Source organism: Maricaulis sp. (genome assembly GCF_030149235.1).
In the GTDB taxonomy this organism is placed as follows: domain Bacteria; phylum Pseudomonadota; class Alphaproteobacteria; order Caulobacterales; family Maricaulaceae; genus Maricaulis.
The window spans coordinates 1-22,222 of record NZ_JASBRW010000049.1 but is presented as its reverse complement, the minus strand read 5'-3'; the positions used below and the strand labels follow the sequence as shown (position 1 = coordinate 22,222).

General features: G+C 61.8%; 22 protein-coding genes. 12 read left to right on the top strand and 10 right to left on the bottom strand.

The genetic code is table 11. The features are described 5' to 3' along the window. From parC to Q1V51_RS07310, 3 genes are read left to right on the top strand one after another with little or no spacing between them, the layout of a single operon-like run. Window positions 1–2,277: a DNA topoisomerase IV subunit A gene (parC, locus tag Q1V51_RS07320; RefSeq protein WP_300554708.1), complete on the top strand. Its 2,277-nt coding sequence runs from the start codon at window positions 1–3 to the stop codon at window positions 2,275–2,277. Window positions 2,278–2,314: 37 nt separating this feature from the next. Beyond that, window positions 2,315–2,866, top strand: coding sequence for a LemA family protein (locus Q1V51_RS07315; RefSeq protein ID WP_300554705.1), 552 nt, complete (start codon window positions 2,315–2,317; stop codon window positions 2,864–2,866). 9 nt (window positions 2,867–2,875) lie between these two features. Then, window positions 2,876–3,898: a M48 family metallopeptidase gene (locus Q1V51_RS07310; RefSeq protein WP_300554702.1), complete on the top strand. Its 1,023-nt coding sequence runs from the start codon at window positions 2,876–2,878 to the stop codon at window positions 3,896–3,898. Between the two features lies 1 nt (window position 3,899). On the opposite strand, the gene Q1V51_RS07305 is transcribed toward Q1V51_RS07310, so the two are convergent. The 7 genes from Q1V51_RS07305 to Q1V51_RS07275 all read right to left on the bottom strand — a co-directional run bounded on the left by Q1V51_RS07305 (window position 3,900) and on the right by Q1V51_RS07275 (window position 12,242). Then, window positions 3,900–5,039 (bottom strand): AI-2E family transporter, encoded by a 1,140-nt coding sequence (locus tag Q1V51_RS07305; protein WP_300554699.1) that lies wholly within the window; start codon window positions 5,037–5,039, stop codon window positions 3,900–3,902. Continuing rightward, window positions 5,036–6,631, bottom strand: a complete 1,596-nt coding sequence (locus Q1V51_RS07300; protein WP_300554696.1) for a TRAP transporter large permease subunit — start codon at window positions 6,629–6,631, stop codon at window positions 5,036–5,038. The genes Q1V51_RS07305 and Q1V51_RS07300 overlap by 4 nt, the downstream gene beginning before the upstream one ends. 1 nt (window position 6,632) lies before the next feature. After that, window positions 6,633–7,415: a TRAP transporter small permease subunit gene (locus Q1V51_RS07295; protein ID WP_300554693.1), complete on the bottom strand. Its 783-nt coding sequence runs from the start codon at window positions 7,413–7,415 to the stop codon at window positions 6,633–6,635. Between the two features lie 3 nt (window positions 7,416–7,418). Continuing rightward, on the bottom strand, window positions 7,419–8,540 hold the full coding sequence (locus Q1V51_RS07290; RefSeq protein WP_300554690.1) for a TRAP transporter substrate-binding protein: 1,122 nt from the start codon (window positions 8,538–8,540) through the stop codon (window positions 7,419–7,421). Between the two features lie 47 nt (window positions 8,541–8,587). Continuing rightward, a complete protein-coding gene (locus Q1V51_RS07285) occupies window positions 8,588–9,340 on the bottom strand; it encodes an arginyltransferase (RefSeq protein ID WP_300554687.1) in 753 nt (250 codons plus the stop codon). Between the two features lie 38 nt (window positions 9,341–9,378). Continuing rightward, the gene (locus tag Q1V51_RS07280) at window positions 9,379–11,217 is read right to left on the bottom strand and encodes an SLC13 family permease (protein ID WP_300554685.1); all 1,839 of its coding nucleotides are present in this window, start codon (window positions 11,215–11,217) and stop codon (window positions 9,379–9,381) included. Between the two features lie 107 nt (window positions 11,218–11,324). Then, entirely contained in the window at window positions 11,325–12,242 is a 918-nt protein-coding gene (locus Q1V51_RS07275) for a flagellar motor protein MotB (RefSeq protein WP_300554682.1), read from the bottom strand. An 87-nt stretch (window positions 12,243–12,329) separates the two neighbouring features. On the opposite strand from Q1V51_RS07275, the gene Q1V51_RS07270 reads away from it, so the two are divergent. Then, entirely contained in the window at window positions 12,330–12,794 is a 465-nt protein-coding gene (locus Q1V51_RS07270) for a flavin reductase family protein (RefSeq protein WP_300554679.1), read from the top strand. On the opposite strand, the gene Q1V51_RS07265 is transcribed toward Q1V51_RS07270, so the two are convergent. Further along, window positions 12,776–15,097, bottom strand: a complete 2,322-nt coding sequence (locus tag Q1V51_RS07265) for a penicillin acylase family protein (protein WP_300554676.1) — start codon at window positions 15,095–15,097, stop codon at window positions 12,776–12,778. The genes Q1V51_RS07270 and Q1V51_RS07265 overlap by 19 nt on opposite strands. Window position 15,098: 1 nt before the next feature. Here Q1V51_RS07265 and Q1V51_RS07260 point away from each other — a divergent pair, with 1 nt between their 5' ends. Genes Q1V51_RS07260 through Q1V51_RS07250 form a run of 3 tightly spaced genes read left to right on the top strand, consistent with a single transcriptional unit; the run spans window position 15,099 to window position 17,172 of the window. Continuing rightward, window positions 15,099–16,022, top strand: coding sequence for an NAD(P)-dependent oxidoreductase (locus tag Q1V51_RS07260; RefSeq protein ID WP_300554754.1), 924 nt, complete (start codon window positions 15,099–15,101; stop codon window positions 16,020–16,022). Then, window positions 16,019–16,546 carry a hypothetical protein gene (locus Q1V51_RS07255; RefSeq protein WP_300554673.1) on the top strand — a complete coding sequence of 176 codons (528 nt, stop codon included), beginning with the start codon at window positions 16,019–16,021 and terminating at the stop codon, window positions 16,544–16,546. The genes Q1V51_RS07260 and Q1V51_RS07255 overlap by 4 nt, the downstream gene beginning before the upstream one ends. Further along, window positions 16,543–17,172: a trimeric intracellular cation channel family protein gene (locus tag Q1V51_RS07250; RefSeq protein WP_300554670.1), complete on the top strand. Its 630-nt coding sequence runs from the start codon at window positions 16,543–16,545 to the stop codon at window positions 17,170–17,172. Before Q1V51_RS07255 ends, Q1V51_RS07250 begins: the two co-directional genes overlap by 4 nt. On the opposite strand, the gene Q1V51_RS07245 is transcribed toward Q1V51_RS07250, so the two are convergent. Both Q1V51_RS07245 and hemB read right to left on the bottom strand, forming a co-directional pair. Next, window positions 17,169–17,720, bottom strand: coding sequence for a GNAT family N-acetyltransferase (locus Q1V51_RS07245; protein WP_300554667.1), 552 nt, complete (start codon window positions 17,718–17,720; stop codon window positions 17,169–17,171). The two genes, Q1V51_RS07250 and Q1V51_RS07245, sit on opposite strands and share 4 nt — an antisense overlap. 17 nt (window positions 17,721–17,737) lie before the next feature. Continuing rightward, on the bottom strand, window positions 17,738–18,718 hold the full coding sequence (gene hemB / locus Q1V51_RS07240; RefSeq protein ID WP_300554664.1) for a porphobilinogen synthase: 981 nt from the start codon (window positions 18,716–18,718) through the stop codon (window positions 17,738–17,740). A 118-nt stretch (window positions 18,719–18,836) separates the two neighbouring features. On the opposite strand from hemB, the gene Q1V51_RS07235 reads away from it, so the two are divergent. The 5 genes from Q1V51_RS07235 to Q1V51_RS07215 form a co-directional block, all read left to right on the top strand. Continuing rightward, the gene (locus Q1V51_RS07235; protein WP_300554661.1) at window positions 18,837–19,991 is read left to right on the top strand and encodes an isobutyryl-CoA dehydrogenase; all 1,155 of its coding nucleotides are present in this window, start codon (window positions 18,837–18,839) and stop codon (window positions 19,989–19,991) included. A 105-nt stretch (window positions 19,992–20,096) separates the two neighbouring features. Continuing rightward, window positions 20,097–20,462 carry a hypothetical protein gene (locus tag Q1V51_RS07230; RefSeq protein ID WP_300554658.1) on the top strand — a complete coding sequence of 122 codons (366 nt, stop codon included), beginning with the start codon at window positions 20,097–20,099 and terminating at the stop codon, window positions 20,460–20,462. Window positions 20,463–20,465: 3 nt separating this feature from the next. Further along, window positions 20,466–21,005: a hypothetical protein gene (locus Q1V51_RS07225; protein ID WP_300554655.1), complete on the top strand. Its 540-nt coding sequence runs from the start codon at window positions 20,466–20,468 to the stop codon at window positions 21,003–21,005. A gap of 5 nt (window positions 21,006–21,010) precedes the next feature. Beyond that, window positions 21,011–22,087, top strand: a complete 1,077-nt coding sequence (locus Q1V51_RS07220) for an enoyl-CoA hydratase/isomerase family protein (protein WP_300554652.1) — start codon at window positions 21,011–21,013, stop codon at window positions 22,085–22,087. A 30-nt stretch (window positions 22,088–22,117) separates the two neighbouring features. Then, the coding region (locus Q1V51_RS07215) for an NAD(P)-binding domain-containing protein (RefSeq protein WP_300554751.1) at window positions 22,118–22,222 on the top strand (105 nt) is incomplete at its 3' end.

Genomic DNA, 22,222 nt, shown 5'->3' with positions numbered 1-22,222 from the left:
ATGGGTGAAAATTTCGATCCTGATGGCGGTCATATCGTTGAAGAAGCCTTCGACGAAGCGCTGTCGAAGCGCTATCTCGCCTATGCGCTTTCAACCATTACCCAGCGGGCGCTGCCCGATGCCCGCGATGGTCTGAAACCGGTTCACCGTCGGCTGCTTTACGCTATGCGCGAGTTGAAGCTGAACCCGGAAGCCGCGTTCAAGAAATCCGCCCGCGTGGTCGGCGATGTCATCGGCAAATACCACCCGCATGGCGATCAGTCGGTCTATGACGCGCTGGTCCGCCTGGCCCAGGATTTCGCTTCACGCTATCCGCTGGTCGAAGGGCAGGGCAATTTCGGCAATATTGACGGCGATAGCGCTGCGGCCATGCGATATACCGAGGCCCGCCTGACCAAGGCGGCCGAATTGCTGCTGCAGGATATCGAACACGGCACGGTCGATTTTCAGGAGACCTATGACGGGTCGGAAAGCGAGCCGCTGGTTCTGCCCGGTGCCTTCCCGAACCTTCTGGCCAATGGCGCCACCGGCATCGCTGTCGGCATGGCGACGTCCATCCCGCCACACAATGCCGCCGAGATCTGCGGTGCCGCGCGCATCCTGATCAAGAATCCCGCGGCGGAGAACACGGACCTGCTCGTCCATGTGAAGGGCCCGGACTTCCCGACCGGCGGCATCTGCGTCGAACCGGAAGCCTCCATTCGCGAAGCCTATGAAACCGGACGCGGCGGTTTCCGCGTGCGGGCCAAGTGGGAAAAGGAGGACATTGGTCGCGGCATGTGGCGCATCGTCGTCACCGAGATTCCCTACGCCGTGCAGAAGTCCAAGTTGATCGAGAAGATCGCGCTTCTCATGGACCAGAAGAAACTCCCGCTGCTGGACGATATTCTCGATGAGAGTACCGAGGATATCCGGATCGTCATCGAGCCCAAGAGCAAGCTGGTTGATCCGGACATGCTCATGGAGAGCCTGTTCAAGCTGACCGATCTGGAGAGCCGGATTTCGCTGAACCTCAATGTGCTCGACCCGTCCGGCACGCCGCGGGTGATGAGCCTGAAGGAGACGCTGCGGATCTGGCTCGACCACCGCCGTGAAGTCGCGGTGCGTCGGGCCCGGACCCGTCTGGCCAAGGTCGAAGACCGGCTGGAAGTGCTGGCGGGTTATCTCATCGTCTATGCCGATCTGGATGAGGTCATCCGCATCATCCGCTTCGAGGATAATCCCAAGCAAAAGCTGATGGAGACGTTCAGCCTCAGCGAGCGGCAGACCGAGGCGATCCTGAATATGCGTCTGCGCGCATTGCGCAAGCTGGAAGAGCTGGAGATTCGCAAGGAAGACAAGTCGCTGCGGGCCGAGCGCAAATCGCTGAAGGACCTGATTGGGTCGGAAGAGCTGCAGTGGGCCAAGGTCGACGGCGAGATTGCCGAGGTCGAAGCCTATTACGGTCCCGATACCGAGCTGGGCGCGCGCCGTACCGTGTTCGGTGACGCGCCGGCGGTCGCCGATGCGGCCTCCATCGAGGCCTTTGTCGTGCGCGAGCCGATTACCGCAGTCCTGTCGGAAAAGGGCTGGGTGAGGGCGCTCAAGGGGCACTCCTCCGACGTGACGGGTCTGAAATTCAAGGAAGGCGACAAATCCGCTTTCGCCGTGAAGTGCGAGACCACCGACAAGCTCTTGATGTTTGCCACGGACGGGAAGTTCTACACGCTTGACGCCTCCAAGCTGCCCGGAGGTCGCGGGCATGGCGAACCGGTGCGCCTGCATGTCGATCTGCCCGATGATGCGGCCCCGATCGGCCTGTTCAAATATGATCCGGAGCGGATCCTTCTGGTCGCGTCCGGTGCCGGTACCGGTTTCCGGGTCCAGGAAAAGGACTGCATCGCCATGAAGAAGGCGGGCAAGCAGATCCTCAACCTGGTCGATGGTGATGAGGCCCTGCTTTGCATCCCTGCCATGGGCGATCGCTGCGCCCTGATCGGTGAAAACAAGAAGCTGCTGGTCTTCGGGGCGGATGAAATCCCGATGATGACGCGCGGCAAGGGCGTGCGCCTTCTCGGCGGCAAGGGCGCTCAACTGGCTGATGCGACGCTGTTCTCCGCAGAGGAAGGCCTGACCTGGCTCGATGGCGCCGGTCGCCGCTTCTCGCTCGAGGATTGGCATTTGTGGACCGCCAAACGCGCCCAGGCCGGCCGCATGGCGCCGCGCGGCTTCCCGCGTTCGCTGCGTTTTGCGCCGAGAGGCTCAGAATTCCTCGCCTCACAGGCGAAATCGGACTAGAGAAGAAGAACTCGTTTTCCTTAAGGGGGATAGTGCCATGGACGCCTCATTCGTCGTGCTCATTCTGATTGTGATCATCGGCCTCGCCGTGGTGATGATCTATAACCGCCTGGTCGCCCTGCGGCAGACCTGTAACCAGGCTTGGGGCGATGTCGATGTGCAGCTGAAACAGCGCCATGATCTCGTGCCCAATCTGGTTGAGACGGTGAAAGGCTATGCCTCTCATGAGAAGGAAACCCTAGAGAATGTGATCCAGGCTCGCCAGACCGCGGTCGACGCATCCTCGCTGAAAGGGCTGGCCGAGGCCGAGAACATGCTCTCCGGCGCCCTGCGTCAGCTCTTCGCCTTGTCGGAAGCCTATCCTGACCTCAAGGCCAACCAGAACTTCATGTCCCTGCAGACCGAGCTGGCGGATCTGGAAAACAAGATCGCAGCGGCGCGGCGCTTCTTCAACAATGCCGTCCAGGAGCTCAATACCGCGATCGAGCAATTCCCGGCCGTGATCTTTGCCTCCATGTTCGGTTTTTCCACGCGGGACTATTTCGAAGTGGGCGAGACAGAACGCGGTGCGCCCAAGGTCAAGTTCTAAGGCGCTTCGATGCTGTTCGGGGCGGCCGGACTCCGCACCCATATCTGGAATAATAATCTCCGCTCGATCATCCTCCTGGCGGGGTTTCCCATCCTGCTGGTGCTTATTGGCTATGCCCTGACACTGGTCTGGATGGGGCTGTCGGGCGATGATCTGCCACCGGTGAAAGGGATGGGTGTGCCGGCGGAGGGCATTGGCGGGCGTATGGCCAATGCATCCGGTCACTTGCCACAGATCGGCGTGATTTCTCTGGGACTGGCGGCCGTCTGGTTCGTCATCGCCTGGTTCTTCCATCAAGGTATGATCAGTGCCGCAACCGGGGCTCGCCCGGTTTCCCGCCAGGAAGAAGGCGAGCTCTATAATCTGTTGGAAAACCTGGCGATCTCGCGTGGCCTGCCCATGCCGCGCCTGGCGATCATCGAGACCGATGCGATGAATGCCTATGCTTCAGGCATTAGCGAGAGGAATTACACGGTCACAGTCACACGCGGCCTGATGGCCGCGCTCGACAAGGACGAGATGGAAGCCGTGCTGGCCCACGAACTCAGCCATATTCGACATGGCGATGTCCGCATGATGGTCATCGCCGTCATTTTCGTCGGCATCATCTCTTTCGTCGCTGAAATCAGTTTCCGGGTTCTGATCCGAAGTGGAGGCGGCGGTCGACGCTCCGGCGGGGTGCTGATCCTTGTTGCGGCCGGCCTGATCATCATCGCCTATATCCTCGCCATTCTGATCCGCTTCTCGCTGTCACGCCGGCGCGAATACATGGCGGATGCCGGCGCGGTGGAACTCACCAAAAATCCCGATGCGATGATTTCGGCCTTGCTGAAAATCTCCGGTCAGACCGAGATCGAGAAAGCGCCCAGCGAAATCCGCGAAATGATGATCGACAATCCGCGTTCCGGCTTCATGGGCGTGTTTGCGACCCATCCGCCGATCGATAAACGCGTGGACATGCTGGTCGAACATGCGGGCGGCCGACGGCCTGATGAGATCAAGCCACCGCATCCGACCGTGCCACAGCGTTAGGCTACATCCCTGGCGTCGGCTCGTCCGGCGGATCCTTGGCGTCCTTGAGCTGTTGCTCGAATTCTTCCTCCTCATCAACCTCGAGCAGGCCGGCAAAGGCCTCGCGGAAGATAAACCAGACCGAGGAGAAGAGGGCGGCAATGACCGGGCCGAGGATTATCCCCACCGCGCCGAAAAGCGTCAGTCCGCCAAGTGTGGAAATCAGCACCATGAGGTCGGACATTTTCGCGTCCTTGCCGACTAGGATGGGGCGCAGGATGTTGTCCGACCAGGAAATGAAGATCCCGCCCCAGGCCGCGAGGCCGATGGCGGGCACCGTCTGACCAGAGAGGAAAAGCCAGATCGCCGCCGGGATCCAGATCAGCGGTGGACCGACCATGGGAATGATCGACAGCAGGGTGGCGATCGCACCCCAGAAAATCGCACCGGGCACGCCGGCGACGAAGAGGCCGAGACCGGTGAGCGATCCCTGCACAATGGCGATCAGGAAGGAGCCCTTCACCGTGGCGCGAATGGTGGAAATGGCCCGCTCGGCCAGCATGCGGCGATCCTTCTCCATCATCGGGACCAGGGTGATGGCGGAGCGGCTCATATCCCGGCCCTTCAGGAGGAAAAAGAAGAGGGCGTAGATCAGGATGAAGAAGTTCAGCGTTCCGATCAAAATGCCGCCGGTACCCGCGCGTAGCGAGGAGACCAGGATATTGCCGACCGTTCCGGCCAGATTGCCCAGCTGGGCAGCGACCGTGGCCTGGTATTCGATAATGGCTTCGCGGAAGGGCAGCCATTCGGGCAGACCGTCCAGGCCTTCCTCCCGGATCGCCGTGACTTGTTCCTGCACCCAGGGCGCGACGAGCCCCGTGACCTCGATGGCCTGTTCGGCGATGACGCCGAGCAGGAAGCCGATCGGGATGACCAGAGCCAGGACAGACCCGGTGACCAATAGACCGGCGGCGAGCCCGGGTCGGCCGCCGAACTTGTCCGTCAGCCAGGTCTGTGGCTTTTGCAGGAAGATCGTCAACACCGCGGCGAGGAAGAGGGCGGCGAGATAGTCCCGGATCATCCAGAAGAAGATCGCCGAGATGACCAGCGCCAGGGCGGCGATGAAGAGGCGTTCAAGCTCGAGCTTGCGTTGCGGGCTCATCCGTAAAGCCACTCCGGCAGGGCCGTCGCAAGCCAGGGCAGAAGCGCCACCGCGAGGATGCCGACCAACTGAATGATGACGAAGGGTATGGCACCGCGATAGATCGCTGCCGTCGTCACGCTCGCCGGCGCGACCCCGCGCAAATAGAAGAGCGCAAAGCCGAAGGGCGGGGTGAGGAAGCTGGTCTGCAGGTTCATCGCCATCAGAACGCCAAGCCAGACCGGGTCGATGCCCATCATCAACAGGATGGGTGCGACGATCGGTACGACCACGAAGGTGATCTCGATGAAGTCGAGGAAGAAGCCCAGCAGGAACATCACCAGCATGACGATGGCGAGAGCCCCCCACTTGCCGCCCGGCACAGCCTCAAGCGCGTGCTGGACCACTTCATCGCCACCGAGCTCGCGAAAGATGAGCGAGAACAGCGAAGCGCCGATGAGGATGACAAAGACCATGGCGGAGATGGTGGCCGTGGATGTCATGACGTCATCGAGGACGCCCGAGCGCTTCAGGCGCCAGAGGCAGAGGCCGGCTCCGGCAAGGGTGACCAGGACGAGTGCCATCGCGAGCAGCGAACCCGCTTGACCCAGATCAGCCACAAAGAGGCGCCGTTCCTGGCCGACATTGGCAATGACGATGAGCGCGATCAGCCCGATCAGTGAAGCCAGCCCCGAGAAGGCGAGCCACTGCCCGCCGCGCGGATTGGTGTCGGCGCCGGCATTTCGGGCTCCGGCGAGGAAGGTTGCCCCGACAGCGCCGACCCCTGCAGCTTCCGTCGGTGTCGCCAACCCCGCGAGAATCGACCCGAGAACGGCCACAATCAGCCCCAGAGGCGGGAGCAAAGCCCGCGCAATCTGGCCCCAATCTGCACCATTTTCCGCAACCGGAGCCGCCGGGGCGAGTTCCGGGCGGGTGATGGCGATGAAGACCTGGTAGCCGATATAGAGCCCCACCAGTAGCAGGCCGGGGATCAGAGCGCCGGCAAATAAATCACCGACCGAGACGATGTCCGGAGCAAAAATGCCCTGGTCTCTTTGCGCCTGTTGGTAGGCGTTCGAGATCTGGTCGCCGAGAAGAACCAGGACGATCGAGGGCGGGATAATCTGCCCCAACGTACCCGACGCTGCGATCGAGCCGGCGGCCAGTTCCGGGGAATAGCCGCGCTTGAGCATGGTCGGCAGGGACAACAGTCCCATTGTCACCACAGTCGCACCGACAATGCCCGTAGAGGCCGCCAAAAGTGCACCGACAACGACCACGGAAATACCCAGACCGCCGCGCAGCGAACCGAACAGCGCGCCCATGGCCTCGAGTAATTCTTCCGCGACTTTCGACTTCTCCAGCATCACGCCCATGAAGACGAAGAGCGGGACCGCGACGAGGATCTGCCGGTCCATCTCCATAAGATTGCCGTAGATGCGCTGCGGGAAGGCGCGGAAATGGATCGGGTCAAACGCGTTGATCGCCATGCCGATGAGGGCGAATGCCAGCGCCACACCGGCCAGGGTAAAGGCGACCGGATAGCCGCGCAGCAGGGCGGCGAAGGCGGCGATGAACATCAGGAAGGGCAGGAATTCGATCATCATTGCCATGTCAGACCTCGCCCTCGCCAAGGTTTTTCGGACGCGCCGGCGGTTCCTCGCCCGCCAGCGTCATCACTGCGCGGGCGGCGATGGCTAGACCCTGCAGGATCATCAGGATGGCAAAGAGGGGGATAGCGGTCTTCAGCAGGAAGACAAAGGGCAGCCCGTCGCTTTCACGCGAGCGTTCAAGGATGCGCCATGTCGAATTCATATAACCGGTCGATGACCACAGGATCAGCGCACTCATCGGGAACAGCGCCAGGTAGGTGCCGAACAGATCAATCCAGGCGCGCCCGCGCTCGCTGGCCTTGGCAATGAAGATATCGACGCGGACATGGCCGTCGGCCAGCAAGGTGGAGGCAGCGGCCAGCAGGAAGAGCAGGGCGTGCATGTAGATCACGCTCTCGGCCAGCTTGGTGGAGGCATAGCCGAAGACATAGCGCTGGATCACGATGACCGCGGTGGCAATGACGAGGCCAAGGGCGAACCAGCGCGCTGCTCCGCCGATTCTGCCTGTAATGCCCTCTGCGAGCTTGATCGTGGTGCGCATCGAGGAGATGGCGCCGCTTGGCACGCTGATGAAGCGGTTTGCCACGGCCAGCAGGAGCGGAACAAACAATACCGGCCAGGCCTTCCCGCCGATCCAGCCCAGGACCGAACCTGTCTGGTGCGCGATCGCGGGCACATTTTGCTGTGCCCAGCTCGCTACCGCGCCGCCGGTCATGCCGTCAGCAATCATGAGCCCGGTCGTGATAACCAGAAGCGTGAGAAGCAGGCCGTCGCCCTGTCGCATGATCTAGCCGCCAATGGCGCGTTCGCGCTGGGCCAGATAGGGCATTTCGGAAATCCGGCCCCAGCCGCGCATCGTGTTACGCGCTTCGAAATAGCTGTCATAGACACGGCGCGTGAACGGGTCGGCATTGCCGGTGTCGGCGACCACCTGTTCGGCAATCTCGCCGATGCGGGCCCACATCTCGTCGGTGAAGCTGCGCAGCTCGACGCCGTGCTGCTCGACCAGGACTTTCAGGGCGATGGCGTTCTGGTACTGGAATTCGGCAAGTGAGACATTGTTCGCCGCGCGGCAGGCATTCTGGATGATTGCCTGGTGATCTGCATCGAGACCTTCCCAGACCTGCAGATTGACCCCAACGCCGAGGCAGGAGCCCGGTTCATGGAAACCCGGGCCATAATAGAAGGGCGCTTCGCGATAGAAGCCGAAGGCCAGGTCATTCCAGGGGCCGACCCATTCGGTGGCGTCGATGGCGCCGGACTGAAGGGCCGGATAGATCTCGCCGCCCGACAGGGTGACAGCCGCACCACCCAGCTCACGCAGGACATTGCCGCCGAGGCCCGGAATGCGCATGCGTAGGCCGCGAAAATCATCCAGCGTATTGATCTCGCGCTTGAACCAGCCGCCCATCTGGTGACCGGAATTGCCGGCCTGGAAAGGCTTGATGTTGAATTGGCCGGAGAGCTCGTCCCACAGGGCCTGACCGCCGCCGCTTTCAACCCAGCCCATGATTTCCATCGCCGTCATGCCGAGCGGCACCGCGGTGAAAAAGTTGAAGGCCGGGGACTTGCCCTGCCAGTAATATTCGGCGCCGTGATACATGTCTGCCGTACCCTCGGAGACAGCATCGAACACTTCAAAGGCACTGACGATCTCGCCGGCGGCATAGACGCGGATTTCCAGCGTTCCGCCGGACATGGCGTTGGCGTAGGCGGCCAGATTATTGGCCGCGGTACCCAGGCCCGGGAAATTCGCCGGCCAGGTCGTCACCATGCGCAGCCGCTTGACGCCGCGATTGATCGCCGGTGCGGCGGGCGAGCTGCCGGCGGGCTGGCTGCCGTCTGCGCACGCCGTTGCCACCGAGGCGGCGGCAACGGTGGCCCCGCTTAGAAATGTCCGTCGATCCATGCTGGTCTCCCCCGAGATAAGTTGACTGCGTCGTTATGCGTCCGGCGCTACTCCAAGTCCTCGGTCTCGTCAATTTCGAGATCCTCGAACCGGTTCCACCCGGCGGGCGTGAGCACTTGCAGTGGTTGGAACTGGGCCTTGTAGGCCATTTTCCGGCTATTGCGCACCCAATAGCCCAGATAGACGAAGGGCAGGCCGAGTGCTTCGGCCTGGCGCACCGCGTCGAGTATCATATAGGCCCCGAGTGAGCGCTTCTCCTCGTCCGGGTCAAAATAGCTGTAGATCAGTGACAGCCCGTCCTTGAGGACGTCGGTCAGCGCCCCGGCGATCAGTCGGCCACCTGGCGTACGGTACTCGGTGACATGAGTGCGCTGAGCGCCTTCCTCGACCATGAGCACATATTCGCCGAAGCTCATCCCGGCCATGTCACCATCATCATGGCGGGTGTCGAGATAGCGACTCATGATGTCGTATTGCTCAGCCGTCGCCGTATTGGTGTCGGTGGAGACTAACAGATCGCTATTGCGCGAGGCCAGCTTGCGCCAGCGTCGCTTCCATTCGAACGCCTCGGCATCGATCCGCACCGATTTGCAGGCATCGCAGGTTTCACAGGCCGGGCGGTAAAGCACGGATTGGCTGCGGCGGAAGCCCGCGTGGGAGAGGGCGTCATTAAGCGCCGGCCCCTCGCCGGGGTCGATGCGGGTGAACACCTTGCGTTCCCACTGGCCCGGCAGATACGGACAGGGCGAGGCCGCTGTCAGGAAAAACGGGATCTGGCGGGTGGCGAACGGATGGGTCACGGTTGCGCTTCGATTCGAGAATTGGCGTAGAGTTTAACCTAACCGCCAAAGACCGCGTAGTGTAGGGTCAGATAGCCGGTATAGGCGATCCATATCAGGACCGCGAGCGGCGTCCCCGCGCGCAGGTAATCCCCGAAACGATAATGCCCGGGCCCCATGACCAGGAGATTGGTCTGATAGCCGATCGGTGTCGCGAAACAGGTGTTCGCCGCAAACAGCACAGTGAGGGCAAACATGGTCGGATCGGCCCCGAGTTGATCGGCAGCCCCGACAGCAATCGGTGTGAACAGGATTGCCGTGGCCGAATTGGAGAGGACATTGGTCAAGGCTGCGATCAACAGGAAGAGCGCGGACATCAATACGACCGGGCCGAAGGGCGCAAAGGCTCCGACAACGACACTGGCCAGAAGGTCTGCACCGCCGGTTGATTCCAGCGCCGTGCCCAGCGCGAAGGCCGAGCCGATCAACAGATAGATCCGCATATCCACTGCACGAGCGGCCTGCCGGGTGTTGAGACACCCCGTGGCGATCATGCCGACAGCGCCCAGCATTGAGGCGAGGACGATCGGTGTCAGGCCGGTCGCTGCAAGCAGAACGACCCCTCCGAAAATGATACGCGCGGCCGCTGTACGGCGCGGGTCGGCGATCGATGTCGTCGACCATTCCAGCAAGAGGAGGTCTCGATCCGCCCGTAGCGAACGCATGGCGCCGGAAGACCCGAAGAGCAGGAGCGTATCTCCCGCTTCGAGGCGGATTTCACCCATGCGCGAGCGGATCATGCGGCTCCGGCGCTGCACGCCGAGGACGACACAGCCTGTGGCGTGGCGAAAGCCGATCTGTTCGATGGTCCGGCCGATCAGGCGCGAGCCGGGTGACACCACAGCCTCAGTGATCGCCAGCCGATCGCCCGGTGCGGGGGCGTCGCTGTCACTGGCCTCCAGTAACCCCTTCATGAGGTTGCGATTGGCCGAGAACAGCTCCTGCAATTTCTGGCGCGTGGACGCGATGATGACGAGGTCGCCGTCTTGCAGGGTCAAATTGGAGAAGGGCGGCAGAAAGGCGTGCTCGCCGCGCTGGATCATCCGCACGGTCATGTCCGGCAGATCGGTGAACATGCCGGCTACCGGTGATTTGCCATAGAGCGGATGGTCAGTCGTTACCTCGAGCTGGGCGATGTATTGGCGCCCGTCACCGCCGCGCAGGGTCTCCTCCATGGAGGCCCGTTCAGGGAGCAGTTTGGGCAGGACAAACAGGATGTAGAGCAGACCGACGGCAGCGAGGAATAATCCGGGGCCTGTCGGTGCAAAAAAGCCAAGATCATTCCCCGTGGCCGTGAACAGGCTATCGGCCACCAGCAGGTTGGTCGACGAGCCGATTAAGGTCGTCATACCGGCCAGAATACAGACATAGCTCAGCGGGATCATGAGCTTGGACGGGCTTTGTTCCATTCGCTTGGCGATCGCCGCAAGGACCGGCACGAACATCACCACAACCGGAGTGTTGTTGATAAAGGCGCTGACGGCAAATACGAAGGCGAACATCGCCAGCAAGGTTGTGCGGGGATGTTGCTCATAGGAGGTCAGCATCCAGCGGGTCGGCCCATCCATGGCGCCTGTCTGGAATATGCCATGGCCGACGATCAGCAGGGCGAGGATGGTAATGAGGGCTGGATTGGCGAAGCCTGACAGCAGCTCGCCTGCAGTCGGGTTTCCGGTCTGGAGCGGGAAGGCATGGAAAAACACCATGATGACCGCCACCACCGAGGCCGATACGACCTCGATCGGAAAGCGATCCCAGCAATAGAACACGATAGCAAGGACGACCCCGGCGAGGACGACCCACATCTGCCACATCTCTACAGACAGTGGTTCTGTCATGGTGATTTCAGGAAACCGTGCGTGCGAATTGACCAACATTCAACGTTAGCACGCGTTGGTGTCGTTTGCGAAGTCCGCAGTGTGATTTCCGAAGCGAAGCCCGTTCTTTAGAGGCGATGACCGCTCGGCAGAACCGGTGCTTCACGCAGCAGGGTGATGGAAATCCGGCGATTGCCCGGCATGTAGGGATCGTCCGGATAAAGCGGCTCCGAGCCGGCCTTGCCGCGAACCTCATAGATGCGGTCGTCGGTAATCCCCTCCGATTGCAGCACGGCGCGGGCCGCATTGGCGCGATCGGAGGACAGATCCCAGTTGGAATAGCCCGCGGCCGTGGTCGGGCCGCTATCGGTATGGCCGGCAATGGCCAAGCGGTTGGGCAGACGTTCGGCGATGCGCGAGACGGCGCGCAGCAGCGTGACCGCACGCTCGTTCGGCTCGACTGATCCCGGGTTGAACATCGGACGGCCCTCCTGGTCGACCAGCTGAATGCGCAAGCCTTCCGGCGTCTGGTCGATCACGACGTGATTGGACAGTTCCGCCAGTTCCGGCATTTCCTGCATCGCCTGACGAAGGGACATTTCCGCGCTATAGAGCTGGGCTTCGGCCCGGCGCTGTTGTGCCTCCATGATGGCGTCGGTGGAGACGGCAGGCTCACCATCCGATTGCGGCGCAGCATCGGGGGATTGTTGTTCGTTGCGGTCGTTTTCCTGCGGTGCAGTGGGAGCCAGGCGCTGGCGCATCGAGCTATCACCGGAGCCTTGGACACCGTCATCGCCCGGCGATGTGCCGGCGAGTGGGGCGCCCGAACCGGAGTTCGACGGGGAGACACTGGCCGGTGCGAAATAATCAGCGATACCGCGCTTTTGTTCTGGAGTGGTGGTGTTGATGAGCCACATCAGCAGGAAGAAGGCCATCATCGCTGTCACAAAGTCGGCATAGGCGACTTTCCAGGCGCCGCCATGGTGTCCATGACCGCCGCCCTTGACGACTTTCTTAATGATGATCGGCCGATCTGAAGCCGCCATGTGCATCCACCTTGTTTATTTTCTTGTCATTCTTGTAGACGGACACAGTTAAGGTCAGGTTTCCATCGTCGGTTCTGGAGAAAATACGTGAACAAAAGCCGTGCTTTCCGCGATGCGCTCGGGCGCTATCCCACGGGTGTGGCTGTGGTCACCACCTTCCGCGGCGGTGTGGCGATGGGCATGACGATCAATTCCTTCGCCTCGGTATCGCTCGATCCGATGCTGGTATTGTGGTCGATCGACCGCGCCTCAGAGCGCTACGACATCTTCAGGGATGCCGAGGATTACGCCATCAATGTTCTGGCGCACGATCAGTCGGGCTGGGCCTCGCTTTGCGCCCAGGCCCCGGATCTCCAGTCAAACAACGTCACCTGGAGCGGCGAGGCGGCGCCCCTTGTGGACGCAGCCGTCGCCCGCTTTACCTGCCGCAGGCACGCGGTCTATCCCGGTGGCGATCACGACATCATTGTCGGCGAGGTGACGGATATGGACAGCCCGCGCGATGTGGCGGCGCTGGAATTCTATCGCGGCAGTTATTCCTCGGCGGGCTGAAGTTCCAGTAGGCGCACGCCATCCGGCGCGGTCTCCGGCGTCCAGTCGGCACGGATCTCAATATACTCGCCCCGGCCCCAGAGCGGTGCCAGATCATCGTAATGCCTCGACATGACATTGCCGGATTGGCCGGTGGTGATCATGTACTGCGAGGCGTTGAGGTCTCCCAGATCATAAAGCGCGCGATAGGACGCGCCGTGGAAGACCGAATAGCCCGGCTCGGTCCAGCGATGATGGGCGACATTGACCGTGGAGCCGTCGCCGGGGATCGGCGTCTCGATGGTGAAGAAATCGTCTAGCACAGGAAAGCTCGAGAAGGGCGTGTGCGCGTGGCGGGCATAGTGCACATCGCCCCAGCGCCAGTCAGCTATGCGGACGCCCTGGGTTTCGCTCAAACCGGCCATCGCACGGTCGAGGGCCGGGCCCATGAGCGCGTCACACGTCTCGATCTCCGACGTATCGATATTGTCGCACCAGTCCTGCAGGTCACCGGTCAGTATGTCCTGCATGAATTGCTGGCGATAGCCGATCCAGTCCGGCGCCAGCTCTCCCAGCTCATCATCATAGAAAGCCGGTGCGAGCTCGCGCATCCAGGCTGAGAAGATCAGCGGCTGCGGCGCATCCATGACCATGTCGGCATCCCAGTCGGCCATCAGCGACAGCGCGATCCGGCCGGCTTCGGTTTCCGGACGGGCCTCTATCAGGGTCGGCAGGACGGCGCGGGCTACGGTCGAGACAGTGTCGTATTGCAGTTCGGCCATGGATTGCATGGTGTGGTCATCGCGCGCCTCGATGCCTTCATAGATGCGCGTGATGCGGCTGACGCCATACCAGTCGCTGGTCAGGAAATGCGGGTAGTCGTCCGGGACGATCTTGTTGTTGGCGGTGGCCACAAATCCGCGCTCGGGATTGCGGGTATGGGGCAGTTCCTCGAATGGTACGGTGTCGACCCAGGCCCCGTTTTCGTCGCGTACCGGGATGCGCGCCGGAGCGTAGAGCCCAATATCGCCATCAACCGAGGCAAAGACCATGCTTTGCTGCGGGGCGACAAAGCCTTCCAGTGCCGACACGAAATCATCCCATCCCGCACCCCGAAGAATGCGCATGCCGACGCCTGTCGTGGCATCATCGGGTTCATCAAGCATCCATTGCAGGGCGAGATAATCGGCGCCGTCCGGCACTTGATAGTCAAAATGCTCCGGATCCAGCACCGGCCCGCGATCGGTGGCCTGGCGGGTTATGGTCACATCATTGCCGAAGCGCACCCGTATGGTCTCCTGGCGCCGGTCTACGATTTCATCGCGGGTAATGGCCTGCAGGTCTCCGACATCCGGGCCCGTATTGGTGAAACCCCAGGCGATCCGGTCATTGCGCCCAAGGGTCACAAAAGGCGTGCCGGGCAGGGTGACGCCCACCACGGAGCCCTCCGGTGTCGTTAGACGGGCGAGATACCAAATGGCCGGAGCGCGCAGCGCGAGGTGAGGGTCATTGGCCAGGATCGGATGGCCGCTCGCGGTCAGAGATCCGGATAGAACCCAGTTATTCGACCCGCCGCGGGCGTCTTCATTCACGCCCATGGCCGGGAGCGGTTCCTCTGCCGGTGCCGTTGCGGGTTCCAGACCGATATCGGCCATGGTCAGGGAGCGCGGCGTCTCGTCGGGATAGCGTCCCATGAATTCCTCGGCCCGCTCGTCGCCGAGATGCTCCAGCAGTGAATTGAGACGCGGCTCGCTGAAGGCATTGCCGAACAGATCCAGGGCGATCGCCTTGAAAACGGTGACCGTGTCACCGGGCGACCAGGCCTCTGGCGAAAACATCAGGATCTGGTATTCCGGCGGCGGGATGAAGCCGGGCGCCTCGATCACCGCATTGACCCCGTCAGCATAGGCTCTCAAGGCCGCTTGTACATCGGCGGGCAGATTGGAGACAGCGGTGTCTGCGGCCGGGCCCAGACCCATGGTGCGATACCAGATGTCGGTTTCCAGCGCGGCTTCCCCGATCACCTCGGATAGGCGACCCCGAATAGCCCGACGGGTGATTTCCATCTGCCACAGCCGGTCCTGGGCATGGGCGACACCGAGCGCGTAATAGAGGTCATGGTCTCCATTGGCGAAGATGTGCGGGACGGCATGTTCGTCGCGTATGATCTGGACGTTTGCTTCCAGTCCGGCGAGCCGCATCGTACCCTCGGTTTGCGGCAGGGAGCCGTAGAGCCGCAGCGTCAAAACGGCCGCCATCAGGATCACAAGCGCCAAAAGACCGCCCAGCGCCCAGGCGCCGTACCGTAAAACCGTTCTGACCATGATGACTTGCTCCCCTTTGAGGAGAAGACTAGCAAGGAGAAAGCTGGAAGGGGAGACGATGATGGCAGCCTGCACATTCCTGGGTCTGGGCGTAATGGGATATCCAATGGCCGGTCATCTGGCGGCGGCCGGTCATGAGGTGCGGGTCTGGAACCGCACCCATGCCAAGGCGCTGGCTTGGGCTGAACAGCACACAGGCGCCGCGCTGGAAACTGTTGAGGCGGCCGTGGCCGGTGCCGATTTCGTCATGATGTGTCTCGGTGATGATCCAGACGTCCAGGCGATCGCTGAGAAAGCCATTCCGGCGATGGATGCCGGTTCCGTCCTCATTGATCATACAACCGCATCGGCCGAGCTGGCGCGGGCGCTCGATCAGGATGCCCGCGAAGCCGGGATCGGTTTCATCGATGCGCCGGTGTCTGGCGGCCAGGCGGGGGCCGAGAATGGTCAGCTGACCATTATGTGCGGAGGCGAGGCGGACACGTTTTCCCGAGCCGAACCAGTCATGGACGCCTATGCCAAGTCGATGACGCTGATCGGCGAGGCTGGCGCCGGGCAATTGGCCAAGATGGTCAACCAGATCTGTATTGCCGGGATCGTCCAAGGCCTGTCTGAGGGGCTGCATTTTGCCAGGCGTTCAGGCCTGGATCCCGAGCTCGTCATCGGTGCCATCTCCAAGGGGGCCGCACAGTCCTGGCAGATGGAAAATCGCTGGCAGACCATGGTCGAGGGCAAGTTTGATTATGGCTTTGCCATTGATTGGATGCGCAAGGATTTGCGCATCGCCTTGGATGAGGCGCGCCGCAATGGCTCGACCTTGCCGGTCGCCGCTCTGGTCGATCAGTTCTACGCCGATGTGCAGGCCATGGGCGGCAATCGCTGGGATACCTCGAGCCTGATCGCGCGGCTGGAGCGGGATGCATGAGTGAAGAGCCGACCGGGCGCTATGTCGAGACGGACAAGGTGGCGCTGGGCGTCTGGAAGCGCCTGACCGAGGTTTTCAGCACCTCGAAGCTTCTGGGCCGGATGTTGATCCGCGCAAACGGAACCTGGCCCTTCCGCAAGGACAATCTCGGCGAGATGCTGCAAACCAAGCAGTGGAAGGTCGGGCTCGGTCTTCTGGGCGGCCTGGACGATAACCAGATCGACTTCCTGGAGCGCTATGCCGCCATCAATGAGCGGCGGGTGGACCAGGTCTTCCGGGCCAATGCCCTGTTTCTCGTCACGATTCCGGTTGGTGCCCTGATCGGCATCAATGAGGTCGTTCCCGAGCTGTTCGAACTGGTCGGTGTCGATTTCGTCTACACGCTTGTCACAATTGTCGGTTTGTGGGCGCTGATGGTCGGGATCACTTACAGCGCGGCCTGGCGGGCGCGGGATCTGCATGATTTGTTGAGTTTCGAGCAGGCTCGGCGGATTCGTGAAAATGAGAGGGTGGACTCGCCGTGAGTATCGAGGCGCTGTTTGCCATTCTCGACTATGCGGGGATTGGTTTCTTTGCCTTTTCCGGCGGCATGCTGGCGGCCCGCAAAGCGCTGGATCCGTTCGGCGCCGCTATTCTCGGCGCGGTCACGGGGATGGGTGGCGGTACGCTGCGGGACGTGCTTCTGGGTTCTCTGCCCGTTTATTGGGTGGCCAATCCGTCCTATCTGGGTGTCGCGCTTGCGGGCGCGCTGTTGGGTTATTTCCTGTCCCCCGGCGCCCAGGCTCTCGCGTCACGCCGGACCGTTTTGAACTGGGCCGATGCGATCGGTTTGTCGGTGTTTTGCGTGATAGGGGCCCAGGCCGGACTGGCGGCCGGAGCGCACTGGTCCATCGCTTTGCTGACCGGGGTGATGAGCGCCGCCTTTGGAGGGCTGCTGCGGGATATCATCGTCAATGACGTGCCGCTGGTCCTGCGCGAGGATGTCTACGCGCTGGCGGCGCTGGCCGGAGCGGGAGCGTATGTTGCTGGGCTGGCCCTTGGGCTTCCGGTCAGCTGGGTGACGCTGGGTGCGGCCATGATTGCCTTCGTCTTGAGAGGCTGTGCCATCCAGTTCAAATGGTCACTGCCGCCGATGAAGATCAGCGACTAGCGTCTGATCCACCAAGCTTCCATTGGTTGAAGTGCGTGGTCGGCCGGGATGGCCGGGTGCACGAAATCACCGTTCTCATCGCGGACCATGCCGATCGATTGCATCACCCCTATCGAGGGGCGGTTATGGGTCGAGGCGAAGGCGATGATGGCATCGAGGCCTTTATCCTCAAGGCCCCAGCGCACCACTTCGGCGGCGGCTTCCTTGGCATAGCCCTGACGCCAATGCGGCCTGGCGATGCGCCAGCCAGCCTCAACCGCACCGGTGAAGTCACACTCGAAATCGACGGCGATCAGCCCGGTCATGCCGATGAATTCGCCGGTGGCCTTGAGCTCGACCGCGTGCCGGCCAAATCCGGTCGTGCGGATGCCGCTCTGGTACCAGGTCAGCGCCTTCTCGGTATCCGCCCGGCTGAGCGGGGTCTCGAAAAAGCGCATCACTTCCGGATCGGCATTCATCGCCACATAGGGCGCGATATCGCTCTCCTGCCAACCGCGCAGGACGAGGCGCTCGGTTTCCAGTCGGGGCAGGGGGGCGAAATCGATCATGGGCCGGTCTTTCCCGGTTAGCCGTTCAGCGCCTTTGCCGCTCTTGGCGCGAAATAGGTGATCACCGCTGCAGCGCCCGCGCGTTTGAAGCTCATCAGGCTTTCCAGCATGACCCGATCGCCATCGATCCAGCCATTGGCGGCGGCGGCCTGGACCATGGCGTATTCGCCGGAGACCTGAAAGGCGAGGACGGGGACCGGGAAGGTGTCGGTCAAGGTTTTGACGATGTCGAGATAGGGCAGGCCCGGCTTGACCATGACCATGTCGGCGCCTTCCTGGATATCCAGTTCGACCTCGCGCAGGCATTCCTCCGCATTGGCCGGGTCCATCTGGTAGGTCTTCTTGTCGCCTTTCAGCGCTGTGGCCGAGCCGATGGCGTCGCGATAGGGGCCATAAAAGCCCGAAGCGTATTTGGCGGCATAGGACAGGATCATCGTATTGTGATGACCGGCGCCTTCCAGCGCGTCGCGAATGGCGCCGATGCGGCCATCCATCATGTCGGACGGGGCGACGACATCACAGCCTGCCTCGGCCTGGATCAACGCCTGCTCGATCAGGCTTTCCACCGTGGCGTCATTGGCGACATAGTCGCCGTCGAGGACACCGTCATGGCCATGCGTGGTGAAGGGGTCGAGCGCCACGTCGCAGATCACACCGACATTCGGGGCGGCATCCTTGATGGTCTTGATCGCCTGCGGCACCAGCCCGTCGGCATTGAGCGCCTCGCTGCCGGTCTCGTCCTTTTTGGACGGATCGATATGCGGGAAGATCGCCATGGCCGGAATGCCCAGCGCCTCGGCTTCCTTGGCGGCCTCGGCCAGCGCCTTCAGCGACAATCTGTCCACACCCGGCAGGGCTGCCACCGGTTCGCGCGGATCGGCCGTGTCGCTGACCACGACGGACCAGACCAGATCGCTGGTTTGCAGGGTCTTTTCCTGTACAAGGCGGCGGCTCCAATCGGCCTGGCGGGTACGGCGGAGGCGGGTCGAGGGATACATGGGCGCGCTTGACCTTTGGCAAACTGGTTACAGATGAAACTTGCCGTGGCCCTCAACACCGTTTAGGCCTCCGGCAAATTCTTGTTCACTTCCCTTCATAGCCGACAGGAGCGCACCTGTGCACTTCGCTCTTTCAGAAGATCAGACCCTAATCCGCGATATGGCGCTCAAATTTGCCGAAGATCGCCTGAAGCCGAACGCGGCCAAGTGGGATGAAGAGAAAATCTTCCCCGTCGATGTCATGCGCGAAGCGGCCGAGCTGGGCTTTGCCGGTATCTATACGCGCGATGATGTGGGCGGCTCTGCCCTGACCCGTCTCGATGCGGCGTTGATCTTTGAAGCCCTGTCCAAGGGCTGTGTCTCCACCGCCGCCTTCATGTCGATCCACAATATGTGTGCCTGGATGATCGACACCTGGGGCACGGAAGAACAGCGCCAGCGCTTCCTGCCGCCGATGATGACGATGGACAAGATCGCCTCTTACTGCCTGACCGAGCCGGGCGCCGGTTCCGATGCGGCCAGCCTGCGCACCCGCGCCAGTCGCGATGGCGATCATTATGTGCTCAACGGTTCCAAGGCTTTTATCTCCGGTGCCGGCACCTCGGATTATTACGTCGTCATGTGCCGTACCGGCGAGGATGGCCCGAAAGGCATTTCCACCATCGTCGTCGAGAAAGACACGCCCGGCCTGTCCTTCGGCGCCAATGAAAAGAAAATGGGCTGGAATTCGCAGCCGACCCGCGTGGTCAATTTCGAGGACTGCCGCGTTCCGGTCGAGAACCGTCTGGCGGAAGAGGGCATGGGCTTCACCCTGGCGATGAATGGTCTCAATGGCGGCCGTATCAATATCGCGGCCTGTTCGCTGGGCGGCGCCTCTGAAGCGCTTGACGTGGCGATGGACTACACCTCGACCCGCAAGCAGTTCGGCCGCGCCATTGGCGATTTCCAGGTCAGCCAGTTCAAGCTGGCTGACATGGCGACCGAGCTCGATGCCTCCCGCCTGATGGTCTATCGCGCCGCATCCATGCTGGATGCGAAAGATCCTTCGGCTGCGAAGTATTGTGCCATGGCCAAGCGCTATGCGACGGACAAGTGCTTCGACGTGGTGAACCAGGCGCTGCAGCTGCATGGCGGATACGGCTATCTGCAGGACTATCCGATCGAGCGTATCCTGCGGGATCTGCGTGTGCACCAGATTCTGGAAGGCACGAACGAGGTCATGCGGGTGATCATCGCCAAGGACATGAAAAAGGCCTGGCCGAGCAATTCGTAGGACATTGTGAGCGCGCTACTCGAGACAATAGATCAGGGCAAGTCGAATTGGGTCTCCTGGTTGGTTTGCCGGGAGCTCAACCCCAGCCGGTCGGACAGGGCCCGCTTGGAGCAGGTGCGCTTATCGCTCGATGTTGGGGTCGCGCAGCTCGCTGAAGACTTCTCCGGATCCGATTGGTCGGATATTGACCGGAGTAAGGCGCTCTTGCTCGGCCCGGACCGGGCAAAAAACGGAATTGCCTATAATTCTGTGGGCCTGCCAGAGCGTCGGGTGGCTCACAAATCCTTTGACCGGTTCGCCAATCACTTCTCGCTGGCGTCCAGATGGTTCTACAATTGGGCTACTGATGTCTCGTTGATGACGTCCGGGATAGGCAGCTGGAACCCCGTGACAACATCGACATTTGATCTGTGCCTTGGTGTCGTCGATGGCGATTTGGTCGGAATATTCTGCGTTGAAGACGAGGACTGATCGTTGACGCAGGAGCCTGAAGAAATCGTCGCGCGCGGTATGGACGGCAATGTCTCATGGCTGGTGCTGGACAATTATAGGCGCGGCGGTGAAGACTTGGCGCGTTTGATGACGGTCCGTGCGATGATGGAGCCGCGCGACTTCTGGTTTGAGGGACTGTCGTCCGGATTTGATCCCTCAGCATGGATGCAGGCGCCGCGGGATGCGGCGATTGCCCTGACCGAAGACGCTAATCGGCGGGGGCTCGTATTTCATCCTGGCGGCATGCCGCAGGCGGAGGTCGAACCGAGCGAGGCTTTTGCTTTGTTTATCAGCCGCTTCAAGCCGGATGCGCGCTTTTATGTCACCAACCTGGTCGCGGGCATGACGTTGACCGAGCCGACGCCGGACCAGATTGACATCCTCGCCCAGCTGGCTCAATTCGACGGCAAATCCGGGTTGAAGCGCTACACCGCGCCCTCTACCCGCGCCATCATGGACAGTGCCCTGGGCGTCGTCGACGCCGAGAATGCCGGCATATTTTGTATTGAAGACACGGACTGACCGATATGAGCACCGAACCGGAAATCATTGCCCGCAAAACCGGCCAGGTCGGCCGGATCACCCTCAATCGTCCCAAGGCGCTCAATGCACTGACGCACAATATGTGCCTCATGATGATCGAGGCGCTGGAAGCCTGGCGCGAGGATGATCAGGTCAAGGCGATCATCGTCGACGGAGCCGGGGAGAAGGGTTTCTGTGCCGGAGGGGATATCCTCAAACTGCACAATTCCGGCAAGGCCGGCGATGATCAGGCCTGGCTGTTCTGGCGCGATGAGTATCGCCTCAACACGCTGATCTTCCATTATCCCAAACCCTATGTGGCGCTGATCGACGGCATTACCATGGGCGGCGGTGTCGGTATCTCCGTGCACGGCTCGCACCGGGTCGCGGGTGACAAGACCATGTTCGCCATGCCGGAAACCGGTATCGGCTTTCACCCGGATGTCGGCGGGGCCTATTTCCTGCCACGCCTGGCCGGTGAGATCGGCACCTGGATGGGCCTGACCGGGGCGCGCCTGCGCGCGGCCGATGCGGTCGCGGCGGGCCTGGCGACGCATTACTGCCCGTCCGGCGATTATGACAAGCTGATCGAAGCGCTCGAAAGCGCCGATCTCGGCGATGATGATGCGCTGGAAGTCCTGCTGGAGGAATTCTCCGGCGATCCGGGTGATAGCGAGCTGGCGCACACGCGCGGCCTGATCGATGCGGCTTTCACCGGCAATCGCGTCGAGGAAATCGTCTCGCGCATCGAGGGCGCGGGCGATGCCTGGTCGGCGAAACAGGCCAAGGTGCTGGCCTCGAAGTCGCCGACAGCGCTGAAGCTGACCCTGGCCGCTTTGCGCAAGGGTGCGGACCTGTCGTTTGAAGACGTGATGCGCCAGGACCTGCGCGCCTCGGTCTGGTGTCTGTCCGGCAAGGATTTCTATGAAGGTGTCCGCGCCGTCATCATCGACAAGGACAATACGCCGGCCTGGGACCCGTCCACGCTCGCCAGCGTCAATGATAATGACATCACCGGGGCGTTCGACCGCCTCGACGACACGCACGAAATGACCTTCCTGGGCGAAAACGAAGACGCCTAGGCCACGAAATTCCTGTCGGGGAGGACAGACATGTCGCGCATCGCATTTATCGGCCTGGGTAATATGGGCTCGGGCATGGCCGCCAATCTGGTCAAGGCGGGTCACGAGGTTCACGCCTTTGATCTCAGCGCTGAT

Bases quoted from the DNA above. Each gene is read 5' to 3' on its own strand.
- Q1V51_RS07220 (WP_300554652.1), top strand. From the start codon at position 21,011: ATGAGCACCGAACCGGAAATCATTGCCCGCAAAACCGGCCAGGTCGGC.
- Q1V51_RS07265 (WP_300554676.1), bottom strand. From the start codon at position 15,097: ATGGTCAGAACGGTTTTACGGTACGGCGCCTGGGCGCTGGGCGGTCTT.
- parC (WP_300554708.1), top strand. From the start codon at position 1: ATGGGTGAAAATTTCGATCCTGATGGCGGTCATATCGTTGAAGAAGCC.
- Q1V51_RS07260 (WP_300554754.1), top strand. From the start codon at position 15,099: ATGACTTGCTCCCCTTTGAGGAGAAGACTAGCAAGGAGAAAGCTGGAA.
- Q1V51_RS07310 (WP_300554702.1), top strand. From the start codon at position 2,876: ATGCTGTTCGGGGCGGCCGGACTCCGCACCCATATCTGGAATAATAAT.
- Q1V51_RS07305 (WP_300554699.1), bottom strand. From the start codon at position 5,039: ATGAGCCCGCAACGCAAGCTCGAGCTTGAACGCCTCTTCATCGCCGCC.
- Q1V51_RS07300 (WP_300554696.1), bottom strand. From the start codon at position 6,631: ATGGCAATGATGATCGAATTCCTGCCCTTCCTGATGTTCATCGCCGCC.
- Q1V51_RS07275 (WP_300554682.1), bottom strand. From the start codon at position 12,242: ATGGCGGCTTCAGATCGGCCGATCATCATTAAGAAAGTCGTCAAGGGC.
- Q1V51_RS07295 (WP_300554693.1), bottom strand. From the start codon at position 7,415: ATGCGACAGGGCGACGGCCTGCTTCTCACGCTTCTGGTTATCACGACC.
- Q1V51_RS07255 (WP_300554673.1), top strand. From the start codon at position 16,019: ATGAGTGAAGAGCCGACCGGGCGCTATGTCGAGACGGACAAGGTGGCG.
- Q1V51_RS07290 (WP_300554690.1), bottom strand. From the start codon at position 8,540: ATGGATCGACGGACATTTCTAAGCGGGGCCACCGTTGCCGCCGCCTCG.
- Q1V51_RS07280 (WP_300554685.1), bottom strand. From the start codon at position 11,217: ATGACAGAACCACTGTCTGTAGAGATGTGGCAGATGTGGGTCGTCCTC.
- hemB (WP_300554664.1), bottom strand. From the start codon at position 18,718: ATGTATCCCTCGACCCGCCTCCGCCGTACCCGCCAGGCCGATTGGAGC.
- Q1V51_RS07245 (WP_300554667.1), bottom strand. From the start codon at position 17,720: ATGATCGATTTCGCCCCCCTGCCCCGACTGGAAACCGAGCGCCTCGTC.
- Q1V51_RS07315 (WP_300554705.1), top strand. From the start codon at position 2,315: ATGGACGCCTCATTCGTCGTGCTCATTCTGATTGTGATCATCGGCCTC.